The organism is Ectothiorhodospira sp. BSL-9, assembly GCF_001632845.1.
GTDB lineage: Bacteria > Pseudomonadota > Gammaproteobacteria > Ectothiorhodospirales > Ectothiorhodospiraceae > Ectothiorhodospira.
Genome location: NZ_CP011994.1, coordinates 177,848 through 194,740 on the forward strand (window position 1 = coordinate 177,848; position 16,893 = coordinate 194,740).

Sequence of the window (16,893 nt, forward strand, 5' to 3'; positions counted from 1 at the left end):
ACCAGCCCGGATAGGATTAGACAACAACGTAAGGATGGGTCAAATAGTAGCGGATCGGGCCCGGGGGTGTCCAATGCCACCCCCGGCCGCCGGGGCCTGACATCAGCGCAGACCCAGCACGTCCTGCATGTCGTAGAGCCCGGCGGGGCGGCCCGCCAGCCAGGTGGCGGCGCGGGCGGCCCCCTTGGCGAAGGTCATGCGGCTGGAGGCCTTGTGGGTGATCTCCACCCGCTCGCCCAGACCCGCAAACATCACCGTGTGCTCACCCACAATATCCCCGGCACGAATGGTCTCAAAGCCAATGGTCTTGCGATCCCGCTCCCCGGTCACACCTTCACGGCCGTAGACGGCGCAGTCCTTGAGATCGCGCCCCAGGGCCGAGGCCACCACCTCCCCCATGCGCAGGGCCGTGCCGGAGGGGGCATCCACCTTGTGACGGTGATGGGCCTCGATCACTTCCACGTCCACCTCGTCACCCAGCACCCGGGCGGCCATGTCCAGCAATTGCAGGCACAGGTTGACGCCCACACTCATGTTGGGTGCGAAGACCACGGGGATCTCCCTGGCCGCCTCGCTGATCCGCGCCTTCTGCTCATCGGTGAAGCCGGTGGTGCCGATGATGATCCCCCGCCCCGCCTGGCGGCAGATCTCCAGGTGGTCCAGAGTCCCCTCCGGTCGCGTGAAGTCGATCAGCAGGTCGAAGCGGTCGGTCAGTGCGGCCAGATCCGACTCCAGGGCCACTCCCAGGCGCCCCTGCCCCGCCAGCTCACCGGCATCGCTGCCCAGGAGGCTGCTGCCGGGCTGCTCCGTGGCCACGGTCAACGCCAGACCCGGAGCCTGGCCAATGGCCTCGATCAGGGTGCGGCCCATGCGACCGCCGGCACCGACAATGGCGATACGCGCTGGCGTCATGATTTTCTCCAGAATTTCAGGTCTTCAAAAAAGCCCTTCACACCATCGAGCCAACCCTCATGCTGAGGGCTGTGACGCTCCCCGCCGGCCTTCATGCTGGCCTCGAACTGCTGCAGCAACTCCTTCTGCTCCTTGGTGAGGTTGATGGGGGTTTCCAGTTTCACGCTGCAGATCATGTCGCCCTCGGCACCGCCATGCACCGAACGCACCCCCTTGCCACGCAAGCGGAACAACCGCCCGGTCTGGGTTTCGGCCGGAACCTTCAGGGCCACCCGCCCCTTGAGGGTGGGGATCTCCAGTTCGCCACCCAGGGTGGCAGTGGCAAAGCTGATGGGCACCTCACAGTAGAGGTCGCTGCCCTTGCGGGTAAAGATCTGGTGGGGCTTCACGTGCACCTGCACGTACAGGTCCCCGGACGGGCCACCATTGACGCCGGCCTCGCCTTCACCCGAAAGGCGGATGCGGTCGCCGCTGTCCACGCCGGGCGGCACGGTCACCGTCAGCGTACGACGCTCCTCCACGCGACCCTGGCCACGGCAGGTACCACAGGGTTTGGGAATGATCTTGCCGGTGCCCCGGCAACGGGGACAGGTCTGCTGCACCGAGAAAAAGCCCTGCTGCATGCGCACGCGGCCCATGCCGCCGCAGGTGTCGCAGGTCTCGGGCGTGGTGCCGGGCGCGGCGCCACTGCCGTTACAGGCCTTGCAGGTGGACAGGGTGGGCACGCGGATCTTCACGTCCGTGCCGAACACCGCCTCCTCCAGGGTCATCTCCAGGTTGTACTGGAGATCAGACCCGCGGAAGGCGCCATTGCCGCCACCACCCCGGGCGCTGGTCCCGAAAATATCGCCAAAGATATCCTCGAAGATGTCGCTGAAGTTGCCCCCACCGGCCCCAGGGCCGCCGCCACCACGGGCCCCTTCCACGCCGGCATGACCGAACTGGTCATAGGCGGCCCGCTTGCGGGCATCGGAGAGCACTTCATAGGCCTCCCGGGCCTCCTTGAAGCGGTCCTCCGCCTGCTTATCGCCAGGATTGCGGTCCGGGTGATATTTCATGGCCATCCGCCGGAAGGCCTTCTTGAGCGCGTCCTCGCTGGCGTTCTTCGCCACCCCCAGGACTTCGTAATAGTCGCGTTTTGCCATGATTACCGTGGGTCACTCAGAAACGGTAAAGCCCGCAGGCCACCTCCCTCCCCCAGGGGGGACAAAGACGGCCAGCGGACCCTGATTGCCTGACACGGGGCCGTCCAGTGACGGCCCCGCGCGCGGGTTTACTTCTTCTTGTCGTCCACTTCCTCGAACTCGGCGTCCACCACATCATCCTGGGCAGACTGCTGGCCCTGGCCGCCGGGCTGCTCACCGGCACCTGCGGTTGCGCCCTCGGCGCCCCCCTGGCCAGCCTGCTGAGCATACATGCGCTCGGCCAGTTTACCGGAGACCTCGGTCAACTTCTGCGTCTTGGCCTCGATGTCTTCCTTGCTATCACCCTTCATGGCCTCACGCAGATCGTTGAGGGCCGACTCGATGCTGCTCTTCTCGTCGGCTTCCACCTGATCGCCCATGTCCTTGAGGGTCTTCTCCACCGAGTGAATCAGGTTATCCGCCTGGTTGCGCACACCCACCAGTTCATGGAAGCGCTTGTCTTCCTCGGCGTGGGCCTCGGCGTCCCTGACCATCTTGTCGATCTCGTCCTCGCTCAGACCAGAGGAGGCCTTGATGATGATGGACTGCTCGCGACCGGTGGCCTTGTCCTTGGCGGACACGTTCAGGATGCCATTGGCGTCGATGTCGAAGGTCACCTCCACCTGCGGCACACCGCGCGGCGCAGGCGGGATGTCCGTCAGGTCAAAGCGGCCCAGGGACTTGTTGGCCGCGGCCTGCTCACGCTCACCCTGCAGCACATGCACGGTCACCGCCGTCTGATTGTCCTCGGCCGTGGAGAACACCTGATTCGCCTTGGTGGGGATGGTGGTGTTCTTCTCGATGAGCTTGGTCATCACGCCACCCAGGGTCTCGATACCCAGGGACAGCGGGGTCACGTCCAGCAGCAGCACGTCCTTGACGTCGCCACCCAGCACGCCGCCCTGGATGGCGGCGCCCACGGCCACGGCCTCGTCCGGGTTCACGTCACGACGCGGTTCCTTGCCGAAGAAGTCCTTCACCGCCTCCTGCACCTTGGGCATGCGGGTCTGACCACCCACCAGGATCACATCGTCCACCTCAGACACCGACAGACCAGCATCCTTCAGGGCCACCTTGCAGGGCTCAATGGTGCGCTTGATGAGCTCTTCCACCAGCGACTCCAGCTTGGCCCGGGACACCTTGATGTTCAGGTGCTTGGGGCCGGTGTTGTCGGCCGTGATGTAGGGCAGGTTCACATCGGTCTGCTGACTGGAGGAGAGTTCGATCTTGGCCTTTTCAGCTGCCTCCTTGAGACGCTGCATGGCCAGCGGATCACCCTTGAGATCGATGCCCTGCTCCTTCTTGAACTCGGAGGCCAGATACTCGATCAGACGGGTGTCGAAGTCCTCGCCACCCAGGAAGGTGTCACCGTTGGTGGCCAGCACCTCGAACTGATGCTCGCCGTCCACCTCGGCAATCTCGATGATGGACACATCGAAGGTACCGCCACCCAGGTCGTACACGGCCACCTTGCTGTCGCCACGGCTCTTGTCCAGCCCATAGGCCAGGGCGGCCGCGGTGGGCTCGTTGATGATGCGCTTGACCTCAAGACCGGCAATCTTGCCGGCATCCTTGGTGGCCTGGCGCTGGGAATCGTTAAAGTAGGCCGGCACCGTGATCACGGCCTCGGTGACCGACTCGCCCAGATAGTCCTCGGCGGTCTTCTTCATCTTCTGCAGCACGCGTGCGGAGATCTCCGGCGGTGCCATCTTCTTGCCACGGACCTCCACCCAGGCGTCATTATTGTCCGCCTTGATGATCTTGTAGGGCACCATGTTGATGTCCTTTTGCACCTCGGGCTCCTCGAAACGCCGCCCGATCAGACGCTTGACCGCAAACAGGGTGTTGGTCGGGTTGGTCACCGCCTGGCGCTTGGCAGATTGCCCCACCAGGACTTCGCCGTCCTCGGCGAAGGCCACGATGGAGGGCGTGGTGCGCCCACCTTCCGCGTTTTCAATGACCTTGGCCTTGCCACCTTCCATCAAGGCGACGCAGGAATTGGTGGTTCCCAGGTCGATACCGATTGTCTTACCCATGGTGATTCTCCAGATTTCAAATGTTTTTCAAGACTGTATTCGTGAGGACTACCCCGTACGTGGGGGCACTCCCGGGCTTTTCAACCCCTGACGGTGTCATTGCGCGATGGCTTCATTGCCCGGCGCCCGGATCCTGCGACGCGGGCGGCTCCGCGGCCGGGGCCCGGCTGACGATCACCATGGCGGGGCGCAGCAAGCGGTCATTGAGGACATAGCCCTTCTGCATCACCGTCATGACCGTATTGGGTTCCAGTTCGGCGTTTTCCTGCATGGACATGGCCTGGTGCCGCTCCGGATCGAAGCGCTCCCCTTCGGGATCCACTTCCTCGATACCCTGCTTGGCCATGGCCTGAACCAGCATCTTCAGGGTCAATTCGGTGCCTTCGCGGATCTTGTTCACATCCGCCTCGCCCTGGGCCGCGTCCAGCCCCATCTCCAGGCTGTCGCGCACCGGCAGCAATTCGCCGGCAAACTTCTCCAGGGCGTACTTGTGGGCCTGCTCCACGTCGCGCTTCATGCGCTTGCGCAGGTTCTCCAGCTCCGCCTGACTGCGCACCAGCTTGTCCCAGTATTCCCGGGCCTCACCCTGAGCCTCTTCCAGTTGCTTGAGCAGCGTGGCCGGATTGAATTCCGCCTGCTGTTCCTGCGGGGCCTCGGTATCCTCTGCGGCCTGCGCATCATCTTTGTGTTCGTCGTTCGCCATGACAACTCCGCTCGGCTATTACGTGACTGGTTCCTGGCCCCCCGCTCCGGGGCGCGGGGCCCTTGTTCTCGACATGACAAAGCCACGGAACGCCGGTCGGCCACCGCCGCCAGGCCCGAGGCCCTCTCCTGCCCCCTATGTGGGATTCAATTTCGGGAATTCAAGGCCGCGCCCAACAGCTTGGCGGTGATGTCCACCACCGGGATGATGCGCTCGTAGGCCATGCGGGTGGGCCCGATCACTCCCAGCACACCCACCACCTGGCCGCCCACGTTGTAAGGCGCCGTCACCACGCTGCAGTCATCCAGCACCTTGTGGCCCGATTCCTGACCAATAAAGATCTGCACCCCCTGGGCGCTGATGCAGGTATCGAGCAGGGTGAGCAGGTCCCGCTTTTCGGTAAAGGCCTCGAACAGGCTGCGCAGTTTCTCCACGCTGGACAGCTCCGCATAGTCCAGCAGGTGGATCTGCCCCGTGAACACCACCTGATCGTCCTGCCCTTCATCGCTGAAGGCCTGCTCACCCAGCTGGATGGCGGCCAGCATCATCGTGTTCATGTGCTCGCGCACCGCCTTCATCTCCCGCAGCACCTGCTCACGGGCCTGACGCAGGTCCAGCCCCGCCAGGTGCTCATTGAGATAGTTGGCCATCTGCTGCAACTCGCTGTGGGAATATTCCCGGTCCAGTTGCAGAATGCGGTTTTGCACCTCGTTCTTGTTCATCACCAGGATCGCCAGCACCTGGCGCCCTGATAACTTGAGAAATTCGATCTGCACCAAGGCAGCATGATCCCGCCGCGGCACCCGCACCATGCCCGCCATCTGCGTGACTGCCGAAAGCAGATCGGACGCCGACTCCACCAGCGACTTGGTGTCCAGCTCCGGGTTCAGCCGCTCCTTGAGGGTGCGTACTTCCTGGCTGTCCAGGGGCTTGATCTCCAGCAGCGAATCCACGAACAGACGATATCCCTGGGCCGTGGGCACCCGACCGGCCGAGGTGTGGGGCGAACTGACCAGCCCCATCTCCTCCAGATCCGACATGACGTTGCGGATCGAGGCGGGGCTCAGATCCAGGCCCGCGGTGCGCGCCAGGGTGCGCGACCCCACTGGCTGACCCTCGCGGACATAACTCTCCACCAACGCCCGCAACAGCCGGCGGGCGCGATCATTGAGAGGCTGCGTGTTGCTAGTGTGGGTCGTCTTCATGGGCCACCTTGGCACTCATCAGGGTAGAGTGCCAAGGCCGCATGTTACTCCTGCGCCCCCGACTGTCAAGAAACCCCCTCGCCCCACGCAGCGACCGGGCCATGATCGGACCCATACACTCCCGAGCGGATTTCCACCATAATCCAGCCATGAACCAGCACTTTCAAACCATTGGCATCATCGCCAAGACCGGCGACCAGCCCCTCGCCGACATCCTGGAAGCCCTGGTGTCGCACCTTCGGCACCATCAGCGACACATTCTGCTCGACAGCAGCGCACTGCCCTGGCTGAGCGACACAGACGGCTGCGAGCACGCCTCCCGTGAAGAGATCGCTGCCCGTGCCGACCTGGCCATCATTGCCGGAGGCGACGGCACCTTCCTGGCGGCCGCTCGCACCCTGGTGGACGCCGGTGTGCCACTACTGGGCATCAATGCCGGGCGCCTGGGTTTTCTGGTGGATGTCTCTCCCCACGAGATGCTGGGTCGCCTGGACGAGATCCTCTCGGGGCTCTATGTGGAGGATGACCGCCAGATGCTCACCGCCCGCGTCATGCGTGGCGACCAGGTGGTGGCAGAGGGAGACGCCCTCAATGACGTGGTGATGCATATCCGCGACGTGGTGCGCATGATTGAATTCGACACCTGGATCGACGGCCGCTTCGTGAACACCCAGCGGGCCGATGGCATGGTGGTGGCCACCCCCACCGGCTCCACCGCCTATGCCCTGTCCGGGGGCGGCCCCATCCTCTCCCCCTGCCTGGAGGCCGTGGTACTGGTGCCCATCTGTCCCCATGGCCTGAGTAATCGCCCCCTGGTGGTACCGGCTGGCGCCCGCATCGAGATCGCCGTCAACGAGCACAGTCGCACCCGGGCCCAGGCCGCCCTGGATGGTCAGGACACCATCGACATGGAGCCTCTGGACCGCGTCATCATCGAGAGCAAGCCCCGCAAACTTCACCTGATCCACCCCACCGGTTACGACTATCTGCAGATCCTCCGGGTAAAGCTGGGCTGGGGTGAGCAACCCTGAGCCGGGTGCGCAGGGATACTGTATGTGATTACAATAGAGCGAATCTGACAGCGGACACCCGAGGCCATGCTCACTCATATCCATATCCGTGACTTCGCCATCGTCGATGAACTCTCGCTGGATCTGACTGATGGCATGACCGCCCTCACCGGGGAGACCGGCGCTGGCAAATCCATCCTGGTGGACGCCCTGGGCCTTGTCCTGGGAGACCGGGCCGACAGCAGCACGGTGCGCCACGGGGCACCGCGCGCCGAGGTGAGCGTGCAGATCGAGATCGGCAACGAGGCTGCGGCCTCTGCCTGGCTGGAGGAACAGGGTCTGGACAGCAGCGAATGCCTGCTGCGTCGGGTGGTCAACCGCGACGGCAAGAGCCGGGCCTGGATCAACGGCAGCCCGGCCACCCTGCAATCCCTCAAGACCCTGGGGGAAATGCTGGTGGATATCCACGGCCAGCACGCCCACCAATCGCTGCTGCGCAAGGAGGTGCAACGTCGCATTCTGGATGAATACGCAGACCACCCCAAGCGGCTTTCGGCCATGCGCCAGGCTCACGGCCAGTGGCAAAAGCTGGCCCGGCGCCTGGCGGAACTGAGCGAGGACAGTCAGACCCGGGATGCCCGCCGGGACCTGCTGCGATTTCAGGTGGATGAACTCCAGACACTGGAACTGGGCCCGGAGGAATGGCCACAACTGGAGGAGGAACATGGTCGGCTGGCCCATGCCGGCAAACTCATGGAACTGGCGGAATCCGCCTACCAGGACCTGTACGAGCGCGATGGCAGCGCCGAGTCCCTGATCGGGCACTTTGCCAGCGAGCTGGAGCAAGGGCAGGCCCTGGATGCACGCCTGGACGAGCCCCGGGAACTGCTGGCCACCGCCCACATACAGATCCGCGAGGCGGCAGGCTGGCTGCGACGCTATGCCGATGGCCTGGAGATGGACCCGGCCCGCCTGGAGTTCGTGGAGTCACGCATGGCCGCCATTCAGGACCTGGCCCGCAAGCATCGGGTGGAGCCGCAGGCACTGCCACAGGTGCTGGAACAAATGCAGGCCGAGTTGACCGACCTGGAAGAAGGCATGGGCAATCTGGACGAGCTGCAGCAGGCAGTGGAGGGTGCCCTGGCAGACTGCCACAAGGCGGCTCAGGCCCTTCACCAATCCCGGCGCAAGGCCGCCGACCGGCTTTCTCGCGCGGTCACGGAGGCCATGCAGGGCCTCGGGATGGAAGGTGGGTGTTTCGAGTGCCATGTGGAGACACAGCCCGAGGTCCAGCCCACCGCCCATGGCACCGATCAGATCAGCTTCCAGGTCAGCGCCAATCCCGGCCAGCCGGTTCAGCCCCTGGCCCGGGTGGCCTCCGGGGGAGAACTGTCCCGCATCAGCCTGGCCATCCAGATGATCGCCGCCCGCGCACTGCCCACGGCCACGCTGATCTTCGACGAAGTGGACACCGGCATCGGTGGCGCTGTGGCCGAGGTGGTGGGCCGGCAATTACGCACCCTGGGGGAACACCGTCAGGTGCTGTGCGTCACCCACCTGCCCCAGGTGGCCGCCCAGGCCCACCACCACCTGCAGGTGAGCAAGCACAAGGGCCGGGATCACACCGCCACGAGCATCCAGCCTCTGGTGGACGATCACCGCGTAAGGGAACTGGCCCGCATGCTGGGGGGGGTCGAGATCACCGACCAGACCCTCGCCCATGCTGCGGAAATGGTGAACCGGGTGGGGCCGGCGAAGGACTCATCCAACCCCTGATGCGCCCTACCCGTTTTCTTCCTCGTCTTTCTTGTCACAGGGGCACGGGTTCTGGCTGCACTGACCGTAGATGATCAGGGCATGATCCTTGATGGCGTAGCCCAGACGGTCGGCAATGGCCTGCTGTCGCTCCTCGATCAAGGGATCCACGAACTCATCCACTCGTCCGCATTTAACGCATACGATGTGATCGTGATGCCGCCCGCGCTCGAGCTCGAATACCGCCTGGTTGCCTTCAAAGTGATGGCGGCTCACCAGGCCGGCGGCCTCAAACTGGGTCAATACCCGGTAGACGGTGGCCAGACCGATCTCCTCCCCGGCCTCCAGCAACTCCCGGTAGATGGCCTCCGCGCTCATGTGGTGATCCTCCTCCTTTTCCAGGATCTGCAGAATCTTGACCCTGGGCAACGTCACCTTGAGTCCGGCCTTTTTGAGGTCTTGGGTTTCCATCGGAGGGATTCTCCATGCGGGGCTACACCCTGGCTTGGTGTAGAATTCCGCGCTGTGTGGTGTTCGGGACAGGACCCATCTTGCAATTCACGGCTTACTGGAAGCAATCATGGCAAGACTGATTCTCTATTCTATCCTTATCGCCGGCCTGCTGCAGGGTTGCAGCGGCGGGCTGTTTTCGGTTTTCAAACCGGACGTGCAACAGGGCAACGCCCTCAATGAAGATCAGGTGGAACAGCTCCAGGAGGGCATGACACCCCGCCAGGTGCGTTTTCTGCTGGGCGAGCCCGTACTCAAGGATCCCTTCCAGGGGGACCGGCGCTGGGATTACGTCTATTACCTCAAGCCCGGCGATGGCCCCGTGGAGCGCCGGCGCCTGACCGTTTTCTTCGAGCAGGGGCAGGTGAGCCGGATCAGCGATACAGGGAAGTATCAGTGATCCGGTAGCGGGCCGCTACTGGGCGGCCCGCTGCTTGCGCACTGCCTTGGGGTCGGCGATCAGCGGCCGGTAGATTTCCACCCGGTCCCGATCACGCAAAGGGGCGTTGAGCTTGGCCAGCTTGCCATACACACCCACCTTGTTGCTGGCCAGGTCGATCTCGGGGCACTGATCCAGGATCCCCGATTCCTGAATCGCCTGTTCCACGGTGCCCCCTTCCGGCAGGGACACCTCCAGCACCACCTGCTTCTCGGGCCGGGCGTAGGCCACTTCCACTCGCAACCCCGATGGCTTGTCAGCGGGCACCATAGACCACCCGGGCGCGTTTCACGAAGGAATCCACCAGACTGTTGGCCACCTGGTGGAACACGGGCCCAATCACCGTGCTCATGATGCGGTTGGAGAACTCGAACTCCAGGTCCAGGGACACCCGGGTGGCATTCTCGTTCAGGGCATCGAACCGCCAGAAACCCTCCAGGTGACGGAAAGGACCGTCCACCAGACGCATTTCAATCATCTTGTTGCGCTGCAGACGATTGCGCGTGGTGAACGATTTGCGCACCGCCCCCTTGGCCAGTTCAATGGAGGCCTTGATCTCGTCTTCATCGGCCGAGAGCACAGCCGAGGAGCGGCACCCGGGCAGAAAGCCCGGATACGCCTTGACGTCGTTCACCAGATCGAACATTTCCTGGGGCGTGTACGGCACGATGGCCTGACGACTGATGGAAGGCATGAGACTCCTCTGGCACTAGATGATATTGATGGCTTTGAGGAACACCAGCAGGATGCCGATGGGCGCCGCGAAGCGCAGAACATAGTACCACGCCCCAAAAATCAGCCGGGAGCCAATGCCCAGTTCATCCTCCACCGAGCGCCGGGTCATGCGCCAGCCCACGAACAGGGCGATCAGCAGTCCGCCCAGGGGCAGCAGGATGTTCATGGTGAGGTACTCCAGGATGTCGAATACCGTGCCGCCAATGTAGATCACCTCCCCGCCCCAGGAAACATGGAAGCCGAAGCCGGCGGACCACAGGTTGAAGGACAGCACCGTACCAATCCCCAGCAGCCAGGCGATGGCCCCGACGATCACCGCCGCCACCGGGCGATCAATATCCCGGTTTTCCGACAGCCAGGCCACCGCCGGCTCCATCAGGGAGATGGACGAGGTCCAGGCAGCCATCACCAGCAGCACGAAGAACAGGGTGCCGAAGAACAGGCCGAAGGGCATCTCCGCAAAGGCCAGGGGCAGGGTCATGAAGATCAGACCCGGGCCCGCGTCGGCGGCCAGGCCACTGGCGAAGACGATGGGGAAGATCGCCATACCGGCCAGCAGGGCCACGGCGGTATCCGCCGACACCACCGCAGCCGAGGTCCGGGCGATGGAGGCCCGGGAGCTCAGGTAGGAGCCGTAGATCATGATGGCCCCCATGCCCAGGCTCAGGGTGAAGAAGGACTGCCCCATGGCCAGCAGGATGGTATCCCCGGTCACCTGACTGAAGTCGGGCTTGAACAGGAAGCGCAGCCCTTCCGCGAAATGCCCCAGGCTGTAGGCATAACCCACCATCACCAGCAGCAACACGAACAGGGCCGGCATGAGGAATTTCACCGCCTGTTCAAGGCCGGAGCGCACCCCCCGCGCCACCACCAGCACGTTCATGATCATGAACAGGGTATGCCAGGCCAGCAGCCGCTCCGGATCGGACACCAGGCCGTTGAACAGGGCCTCGACCCCCGCTGCGTCCAGGCCGGAGAAGGCCCCGCCCGCAGCGCGAAACACATAGGACAGCGACCACCCGGCGACCACACTGTAGAAGGACAGGATCATGAAGCCGGCTGCCACGCCTACCCAGCCCACCATGCCCCACATACGACTCAGACCCTCTTCCCTGGACAGGGTGGCCATGGTGTTGATGGGGCTTTGGCGCCCCCGCCGCCCCAGGCTGATCTCGGCCATCATGATGGGCAGACCGATGGCCAGGATGCAGGCCAGATAAATGAGCACGAAGGCGCCTCCCCCGTTCTCACCGGCGATATAAGGAAACCGCCAGATGTTCCCCAGCCCTACCGCCGAGCCCGTGGCCGCCAGCACGAAAATCAGCTTGGACGACCACTGCCCGTGTATCGAGGTTTCTCTTCTCATTGTGGATCCTCCGGATTTGCCGGTCATTTTGATGAAATTCCGCTCAGGCCTCAACGTCTCACCCCGACGAGCCGCCCCTCGTTTATAATCGCCGCCATGAGCAAGAAACAAAAAAACCAGGGGGGCGGCAGTACCATCGCCCTGAACAAGAAGGCCAGACACGACTATTTCATCGAGGACCGCCTGGAGGCGGGCCTGGTGCTTGAGGGCTGGGAGGTCAAGAGCATGCGCGCCGGGCGGGCGCAGCTGAGCGAGAGCTATGTGCTCATCAAGCGGGGTGAGGCCTGGCTGTTCGGGGCCCACATCAGCCCGCTGTCCACGGCCTCCACCCACATCAACCCGGACCCGTCCCGCACCCGCAAGCTGCTATTGCACGGCGCCGAACTGAGCAAGCTCATCGGCCTGGTGGAGCGGCGCGGCTACACCGTGGTGCCGCTGGCCCTGTACTGGAAACGGGGCCGGGCCAAGCTGGAGATCGGCCTGGCCAAGGGCAAGAAGGCCCATGACAAGCGGGCCGTGGAGAAGGAACGGGACTGGCAGCGGGAGAAGGCGCGGGTACTCAAGAGCGGTTGAGCGCTCACCAACGCTCCTCCACCCCCAGCTTTTCCAGTACGCGGTGGTGGGCTTCGAGTTCCTGCTCGCTGGCCCGGGGCACCGCGAGCCGGGGTCGATCAGCGGACAGGCGGCGGATGGCCACCTCGGCCGGCCCGGTTGCCCCCTCCCCTTCCGCGTCACCCCCCAGGGACAGGGTCTTCTGCCCGCCGGTCATGGCCAGGTAGACATCGGCCAGGATACGGGCATCCAGCAGGGCCCCGTGGAGTTCACGACCGGAGTTATCGATCTGGTAACGCTTGCACAGGGCATCCAGGCTGTTGCGCTGGCCCGGGTGCATCTTCCTGGCCATCACCAGGGAGTCGGTGACCGTGCAATAGTCCTCCACGCACCCCCGGTCTGCCCCCAGCAGCTTGAGCTCGTGATTGATGAATCCCACGTCGAAAGGGGCGTTGTGGATGATCAGCTCGGCGCCGCGGATGAATTCGAGGAAGTCTTCCACCACATCGGCAAAGCGGGGTTTGTCCGCCAGAAAGGCATTGCTGATGCCGTGGACCTCCTCGGCACCGGCATCCACTTCCCGGTCAGGCTGCAGATACTGGTGATAGTGTCGACGGGTCAGCCGACGCTTGACCATCTCCACACAACCGATCTCGATGATGCGATGCCCCTGCGCCGGCTCCAGACCGGTGGTTTCGGTGTCGAGGATGATCTGACGTGCGGGGGTATCGGTCTGCATGGTTCTCTCGATGGGGCTTGAACGGCGATGCCGCGTGCTTGCGGGCCCGGCTCACTCGGCCAGGGCACCCGCCTTCATCTCGTCGATGGCCTGGTTGGCCAGGGTATCGGCCAGCTCGTTTTCGGGGTGACCGGTATGACCGCGCACCCAATGCCAGCTCACCTGATGAAGCGCCGCAGCGGCATCCAGGCGCTGCCACAGATCCTGGTTCTTCACGGGCTGGCCCGCCGCCGTGCGCCACTGGCGCTTCTTCCAGTTGGGCATCCACTGATTGACGCCGTTCTTCACATATTGTGAATCGGTGGTCAGGGCCACCTGGCAGGGGCGCTTGAGGGTCTCCAGGGCCTGGATGGCAGCCATCAGTTCCATGCGGTTGTTGGTGGTCAGCGCCTCCGACCCCTTGAGGTGCTTTTCATTCCCCTTGAAGCGCAGCACCGCGCCCCAGCCGCCAGGGCCCGGGTTACCACGACAGGCGCCATCGGTATAGATCTCCACCACTTCACTCACGATCACGTCTCCTGCACAAGGGTTTTGCCATTCCACCGGGGACCATTCCCCGCATGGCGCGCCAGCGGGGACGCATGGGGGTCATGGTGGACACCCGCTTGCGGGCCAGAATCACGTAGGCCCCTCCCAGGTAAGGCAGATTGCGCCCCCCCAACCCCTGGACGATGCCCAGCCGCTCCCGCAGCCCCTTCCCGCCAGCGGGCGGCGTAAAACCCGCGTAGGCCCGGGCGAGCACCTCAAAGCCCAGCAGGGACAGCCATTCCCGCGCGCGGCCGGTGCTGTAACAGGGCTGGGCCCAGGGTGTGCTACCACGGCGCCCGGGCAACATCTCCCATAACCCCATCGCACTCAGGGGGTTGAAGCCAACGATGATCACATTCCCCTCCGGCAGCAGGGTGCGCTCCACTTCCCGCATCACCTGGTGCGGGTCCTCGCTCAGCTCCAGGGTGTGCATCAGCAGCACCAGGTCCAGGGAGTCGGCCAGCATCGGCCAGGCCTCCGGCAGGGCCGCCACATGGCCCTCACCCGGTCGGCATTCCATACAAAAGCGGTGATTGATGCGGCTGCTGGCCAGCAGATCCTCACCCAGGGTCACCTGCCCCAACTGCAGGGCATGGAAGCCGAACAACTCCGGCAGGAAACGATCCAGGTGAACCTGCACCGCCGCCAGGAGCGCTCGCCCGGGGGGCGTCGAATACCAGCGGCGCAGGGCATCCTGGCGATCGACGATGGGAGCATGGGAGGGCGACATAGGGCGGAGGATAGAGACTTTCGTGAAGAGTGGCCAGTCAGGGTTGAGGGGGTGCCCCGGCCCCGCTATCCTAGCGCGCCTATGATAAAGAAGAAAACGCTCGGTCATTGGGGGGTCGCCGCTGGCACCTGCATCCTGCTCGCAGGCTGTGCCGGCCTGCCCGATCGGGAGACTCCGGATCGCCCCGAGGAGAGGGCCGCCCATGAGGGCCGGGCCACTGATGCGCCGGTCCAGCCCATGCTGCAGACCTCTTCCGCTGGCGCCGAGGCCGAGCACCTGAGGAGCGAGGCAGCACGGGCCATCAGCGAGCATTCGGTCACCGGGATGGAAGTCGACGATGACCTGTGGACCCGGGTTCGCCGGGGCATGAGCATGCCCGATGCCAGCGACGAAGACCGGGTGTTACAGTATATCGAGTGGCACCAGGAATATTCCCAATATCTGGAGCAGGTCACCGCTCGTGCCACGCCCTTTCTTTATTACATCCTGGAAGAGATCGAGGCCCGGGGGCTGCCCACCGAGTTGCTGCTGCTGCCCATCGTCGAAAGCGCCTACCTTCCCATGGCCCAATCCCCCAGTCAGGCGGCGGGCATCTGGCAGTTCATCCCCTCCACCGGCCGCCACTTCGGCCTGGAGAGCAACTGGTGGTACGACGGTCGTCGGGACATCCACGCCTCCACCCAGGCGGCCCTGGACTACCTCACCCAACTCAATGAACGTTTTGAAGGTGACTGGCTACTGGCCCTGGCCGCCTATAACGCTGGCCAGGGCACGGTGAGCCGCGCCATTCAACGCAACGAGCGCCGCGGCAAACCCACCGACTACTGGCATCTGGACCTCCCCCGGGAGACACAGCACTACGTCCCTCGCCTGCTGGCCCTGCAGGCCATCGTGCGCGATCCCCAGGGTTATCAGGTAGGTCTGACCCCGGTACCCGATGAACGCCGCGTGCAGGTGGTGGATACCAAGGGGCAGATTGAACTGGCGGTGGCCGCCGAACTGGCCGGGGTGGACAAGGAAACCCTGCGAACGCTCAACCCCGGATTCAAGCGCTGGGCAACGGCGCCCAACGGCCCGCATCACCTGCTGTTGCCAGCGGACCGCGTGACCGACTTTCACGATGGCCTGAGCCAGCTGGACGATGGCGAGCGCGTGACCTGGCAGCGTCATCGCATCCGCTCGGGTGAAAACCTGGGCCGCATCGCCGCTCGGTATGACGTGACCGTGGGCACGCTCAAGGAGGTCAATAACCTCCAAGGGACCACCATCCGTGCCGGCGACCACCTGCTGATCCCCTCCCCGGGCACCAGCCGGCAGGTCGCCGCCGGCCCGGACCAGGACAACCGGCCCACCCGCCAGGTGGAATACACAGTCAAACCCGGCGACACCCTCTGGCATGTGGCCCGCCATCATGGCGTGACTGTCCGGGACCTGGTGCGCTGGAACGAACTGTCCACCTCCGACATCCTGCGCCCGGGCCAGACACTGATCATTCGCACCGGCGGTGAGGCGGTCTCTGCCTGAGGCCGAACATCGGCACCGGGTGGCCGATCACCCCACCGATTACCACCTTTCGCACCATTCTGTGATGGCATCGGGAAACGGGCGGGGCTATCCTGAGAGTTCCTTGACCACCTCACCGCGCGCAGGCGGCGACAGCCCGGATGACCCTGAAAGAAACGCTGCAGATTGCCGGATGTACTGACCCGGGACGCACACGGGCAAGAAATGAGGACGCCATCGGCGAGGACGCGGAACTGGGCCTCATGGTGCTTGCCGATGGCATGGGGGGGCATTCCGGGGGGGATGTGGCCAGCCGCATCGCCGTGGACACCATCATGGCCGAATTACGCCAGAACCTGACCCGCACCGGGCGCGGCCAGGGGGGGAGCACTGAGGAAATCAGCCTGCAGGTGCGCGAGGCCGTCATCCAGGCCAACCGGGCGATTCATGAGGCCGCCTCAGGTAACGTGGGCAACGCCGGTATGGGAACCACCCTGGCCGTGGCCCTGTTGCGTCCCGGTCGCATCATTCTCGCCCACGTGGGGGACTCCCGGATCTATCGTTTTCGCAACGGCCAGCTGGAACAGCTCACCGTGGATCACACCCTCATTCAGGAACTGGTGGACCGGGGCCTTTGCAGCGCTGACCAGGCACGGACATCATTGAACCGCAATCTGGTCACTCGTGCCCTGGGGATCGACTCCACCGTGGCGGTGGACATTCGCGAGGAGCTGGTCATGCCCGGTGACATCTACCTGCTGTGTTCCGATGGCCTCAATGACATGCTGGAGGATGCCAGTATCGAGGACATTCTCGGCCGTCATCAGGCAGACCCGCAAGAGGCCTCCCGGGAGCTGGTACGACACGCGAACGAGTCGGGTGGCCGGGACAATATCTCGGTCCTGATCGGGCGCACCTCGCTGGCCTCGCACCCGCGGGGTCGCTGGTATCATCGACTCCTGGGTCTGAGGCGGTAAACTCATGGC

The 16,893-nt window shown here is 64.2% G+C and carries 18 protein-coding genes; 6 read left to right on the forward strand and 12 right to left on the reverse strand.

Features of this window, described 5'->3' with window-relative positions; all coding sequences use genetic code 11:
• Positions 1 to 102: 102 nt before the first annotated feature.
• The 5 genes from dapB to hrcA all read right to left on the reverse strand — a co-directional run bounded on the left by dapB (position 103) and on the right by hrcA (position 6,040).
• On the reverse strand, positions 103 to 912 hold the full coding sequence (dapB, locus tag ECTOBSL9_RS00830; RefSeq protein ID WP_063463469.1) for a 4-hydroxy-tetrahydrodipicolinate reductase: 810 nt from the start codon (positions 910 to 912) through the stop codon (positions 103 to 105).
• Positions 909 to 2,057: a molecular chaperone DnaJ gene (gene dnaJ, locus ECTOBSL9_RS00835; protein ID WP_063463470.1), complete on the reverse strand. Its 1,149-nt coding sequence runs from the start codon at positions 2,055 to 2,057 to the stop codon at positions 909 to 911. The genes dapB and dnaJ overlap by 4 nt, the downstream gene beginning before the upstream one ends.
• Before the next feature lie 128 nt (positions 2,058 to 2,185).
• The gene (gene dnaK, locus ECTOBSL9_RS00840; RefSeq protein ID WP_063463471.1) at positions 2,186 to 4,132 is read right to left on the reverse strand and encodes a molecular chaperone DnaK; all 1,947 of its coding nucleotides are present in this window, start codon (positions 4,130 to 4,132) and stop codon (positions 2,186 to 2,188) included.
• Between the two features lie 112 nt (positions 4,133 to 4,244).
• A complete protein-coding gene (grpE, locus tag ECTOBSL9_RS00845; RefSeq protein ID WP_063463472.1) occupies positions 4,245 to 4,835 on the reverse strand; it encodes a nucleotide exchange factor GrpE in 591 nt (196 codons plus the stop codon).
• Positions 4,836 to 4,981: 146 nt separating this feature from the next.
• Positions 4,982 to 6,040 (reverse strand): heat-inducible transcriptional repressor HrcA, encoded by a 1,059-nt coding sequence (gene hrcA / locus ECTOBSL9_RS00850; protein WP_063463473.1) that lies wholly within the window; start codon positions 6,038 to 6,040, stop codon positions 4,982 to 4,984.
• Between the two features lie 149 nt (positions 6,041 to 6,189).
• Between hrcA and ECTOBSL9_RS00855 the strand changes: the two genes are divergently transcribed.
• Together ECTOBSL9_RS00855 and recN are read left to right on the forward strand one after the other, a co-directional pair.
• The gene (locus ECTOBSL9_RS00855) at positions 6,190 to 7,071 is read left to right on the forward strand and encodes an NAD(+) kinase (RefSeq protein WP_063463474.1); all 882 of its coding nucleotides are present in this window, start codon (positions 6,190 to 6,192) and stop codon (positions 7,069 to 7,071) included.
• A 66-nt stretch (positions 7,072 to 7,137) separates the two neighbouring features.
• Complete coding sequence (recN, locus tag ECTOBSL9_RS00860; protein WP_063463475.1) at positions 7,138 to 8,826, forward strand: DNA repair protein RecN; 1,689 nt, start codon at positions 7,138 to 7,140, stop codon at positions 8,824 to 8,826.
• Positions 8,827 to 8,832: 6 nt separating this feature from the next.
• On the opposite strand, the gene fur is transcribed toward recN, so the two are convergent.
• A complete protein-coding gene (gene fur, locus ECTOBSL9_RS00865; protein WP_063463476.1) occupies positions 8,833 to 9,276 on the reverse strand; it encodes a ferric iron uptake transcriptional regulator in 444 nt (147 codons plus the stop codon).
• A gap of 109 nt (positions 9,277 to 9,385) precedes the next feature.
• Between fur and ECTOBSL9_RS00870 the strand changes: the two genes are divergently transcribed.
• Complete coding sequence (locus ECTOBSL9_RS00870; RefSeq protein WP_063463477.1) at positions 9,386 to 9,715, forward strand: outer membrane protein assembly factor BamE; 330 nt, start codon at positions 9,386 to 9,388, stop codon at positions 9,713 to 9,715.
• 15 nt (positions 9,716 to 9,730) lie between these two features.
• On the opposite strand, the gene ECTOBSL9_RS00875 is transcribed toward ECTOBSL9_RS00870, so the two are convergent.
• Genes ECTOBSL9_RS00875 through ECTOBSL9_RS00885 form a run of 3 tightly spaced genes read right to left on the reverse strand, consistent with a single transcriptional unit; the run spans position 9,731 to position 11,855 of the window.
• Positions 9,731 to 10,021 carry an RnfH family protein gene (locus ECTOBSL9_RS00875; protein WP_240481020.1) on the reverse strand — a complete coding sequence of 97 codons (291 nt, stop codon included), beginning with the start codon at positions 10,019 to 10,021 and terminating at the stop codon, positions 9,731 to 9,733.
• Positions 10,011 to 10,448 (reverse strand): type II toxin-antitoxin system RatA family toxin, encoded by a 438-nt coding sequence (locus tag ECTOBSL9_RS00880; protein ID WP_063463479.1) that lies wholly within the window; start codon positions 10,446 to 10,448, stop codon positions 10,011 to 10,013. Before ECTOBSL9_RS00880 ends, ECTOBSL9_RS00875 begins: the two co-directional genes overlap by 11 nt.
• A 15-nt stretch (positions 10,449 to 10,463) precedes the next feature.
• On the reverse strand, positions 10,464 to 11,855 hold the full coding sequence (locus tag ECTOBSL9_RS00885; RefSeq protein ID WP_063463480.1) for a sodium-dependent transporter: 1,392 nt from the start codon (positions 11,853 to 11,855) through the stop codon (positions 10,464 to 10,466).
• 96 nt (positions 11,856 to 11,951) lie between these two features.
• Here ECTOBSL9_RS00885 and smpB point away from each other — a divergent pair, with 96 nt between their 5' ends.
• The gene (smpB, locus tag ECTOBSL9_RS00890; RefSeq protein ID WP_063463481.1) at positions 11,952 to 12,428 is read left to right on the forward strand and encodes an SsrA-binding protein SmpB; all 477 of its coding nucleotides are present in this window, start codon (positions 11,952 to 11,954) and stop codon (positions 12,426 to 12,428) included.
• Between the two features lie 4 nt (positions 12,429 to 12,432).
• Here the strand turns inward: smpB and dnaQ are convergent, their stop codons facing one another.
• Genes dnaQ through ECTOBSL9_RS00905 form a run of 3 tightly spaced genes read right to left on the reverse strand, consistent with a single transcriptional unit; the run spans position 12,433 to position 14,404 of the window.
• Complete coding sequence (gene dnaQ, locus ECTOBSL9_RS00895) at positions 12,433 to 13,146, reverse strand: DNA polymerase III subunit epsilon (RefSeq protein WP_063463482.1); 714 nt, start codon at positions 13,144 to 13,146, stop codon at positions 12,433 to 12,435.
• Between the two features lie 51 nt (positions 13,147 to 13,197).
• Positions 13,198 to 13,653, reverse strand: coding sequence for a ribonuclease HI (rnhA, locus tag ECTOBSL9_RS00900; RefSeq protein WP_063463483.1), 456 nt, complete (start codon positions 13,651 to 13,653; stop codon positions 13,198 to 13,200).
• Positions 13,646 to 14,404: a class I SAM-dependent methyltransferase gene (locus ECTOBSL9_RS00905; RefSeq protein WP_063463484.1), complete on the reverse strand. Its 759-nt coding sequence runs from the start codon at positions 14,402 to 14,404 to the stop codon at positions 13,646 to 13,648. Before ECTOBSL9_RS00905 ends, rnhA begins: the two co-directional genes overlap by 8 nt.
• Positions 14,405 to 14,485: 81 nt before the next feature.
• On the opposite strand from ECTOBSL9_RS00905, the gene ECTOBSL9_RS00910 reads away from it, so the two are divergent.
• Both ECTOBSL9_RS00910 and ECTOBSL9_RS00915 read left to right on the forward strand, forming a co-directional pair.
• Positions 14,486 to 15,928 carry a LysM peptidoglycan-binding domain-containing protein gene (locus ECTOBSL9_RS00910; RefSeq protein WP_063463485.1) on the forward strand — a complete coding sequence of 481 codons (1,443 nt, stop codon included), beginning with the start codon at positions 14,486 to 14,488 and terminating at the stop codon, positions 15,926 to 15,928.
• Between the two features lie 140 nt (positions 15,929 to 16,068).
• Positions 16,069 to 16,884: a Stp1/IreP family PP2C-type Ser/Thr phosphatase gene (locus tag ECTOBSL9_RS00915; RefSeq protein ID WP_063463486.1), complete on the forward strand. Its 816-nt coding sequence runs from the start codon at positions 16,069 to 16,071 to the stop codon at positions 16,882 to 16,884.
• The last annotated feature ends 9 nt before the right edge of the window (positions 16,885 to 16,893 follow it).

Excerpts from the sequence above, each read along its gene's own strand:
- dapB (WP_063463469.1), bottom strand. The coding sequence starts at position 912 with ATGACGCCAGCGCGTATCGCCATTGTCGGTGCCGGCGGTCGCATGGGC.
- dnaJ (WP_063463470.1), bottom strand. The coding sequence starts at position 2,057 with ATGGCAAAACGCGACTATTACGAAGTCCTGGGGGTGGCGAAGAACGCC.
- dnaK (WP_063463471.1), bottom strand. The coding sequence starts at position 4,132 with ATGGGTAAGACAATCGGTATCGACCTGGGAACCACCAATTCCTGCGTC.
- grpE (WP_063463472.1), bottom strand. The coding sequence starts at position 4,835 with ATGGCGAACGACGAACACAAAGATGATGCGCAGGCCGCAGAGGATACC.
- hrcA (WP_063463473.1), bottom strand. The coding sequence starts at position 6,040 with ATGAAGACGACCCACACTAGCAACACGCAGCCTCTCAATGATCGCGCC.
- ECTOBSL9_RS00855 (WP_063463474.1), top strand. The coding sequence starts at position 6,190 with ATGAACCAGCACTTTCAAACCATTGGCATCATCGCCAAGACCGGCGAC.
- recN (WP_063463475.1), top strand. The coding sequence starts at position 7,138 with ATGCTCACTCATATCCATATCCGTGACTTCGCCATCGTCGATGAACTC.
- fur (WP_063463476.1), bottom strand. The coding sequence starts at position 9,276 with ATGGAAACCCAAGACCTCAAAAAGGCCGGACTCAAGGTGACGTTGCCC.
- ECTOBSL9_RS00870 (WP_063463477.1), top strand. The coding sequence starts at position 9,386 with ATGGCAAGACTGATTCTCTATTCTATCCTTATCGCCGGCCTGCTGCAG.
- ECTOBSL9_RS00880 (WP_063463479.1), bottom strand. The coding sequence starts at position 10,448 with ATGCCTTCCATCAGTCGTCAGGCCATCGTGCCGTACACGCCCCAGGAA.
- ECTOBSL9_RS00885 (WP_063463480.1), bottom strand. The coding sequence starts at position 11,855 with ATGAGAAGAGAAACCTCGATACACGGGCAGTGGTCGTCCAAGCTGATT.
- smpB (WP_063463481.1), top strand. The coding sequence starts at position 11,952 with ATGAGCAAGAAACAAAAAAACCAGGGGGGCGGCAGTACCATCGCCCTG.
- dnaQ (WP_063463482.1), bottom strand. The coding sequence starts at position 13,146 with ATGCAGACCGATACCCCCGCACGTCAGATCATCCTCGACACCGAAACC.
- ECTOBSL9_RS00905 (WP_063463484.1), bottom strand. The coding sequence starts at position 14,404 with ATGTCGCCCTCCCATGCTCCCATCGTCGATCGCCAGGATGCCCTGCGC.
- ECTOBSL9_RS00910 (WP_063463485.1), top strand. The coding sequence starts at position 14,486 with ATGATAAAGAAGAAAACGCTCGGTCATTGGGGGGTCGCCGCTGGCACC.
- ECTOBSL9_RS00915 (WP_063463486.1), top strand. The coding sequence starts at position 16,069 with ATGACCCTGAAAGAAACGCTGCAGATTGCCGGATGTACTGACCCGGGA.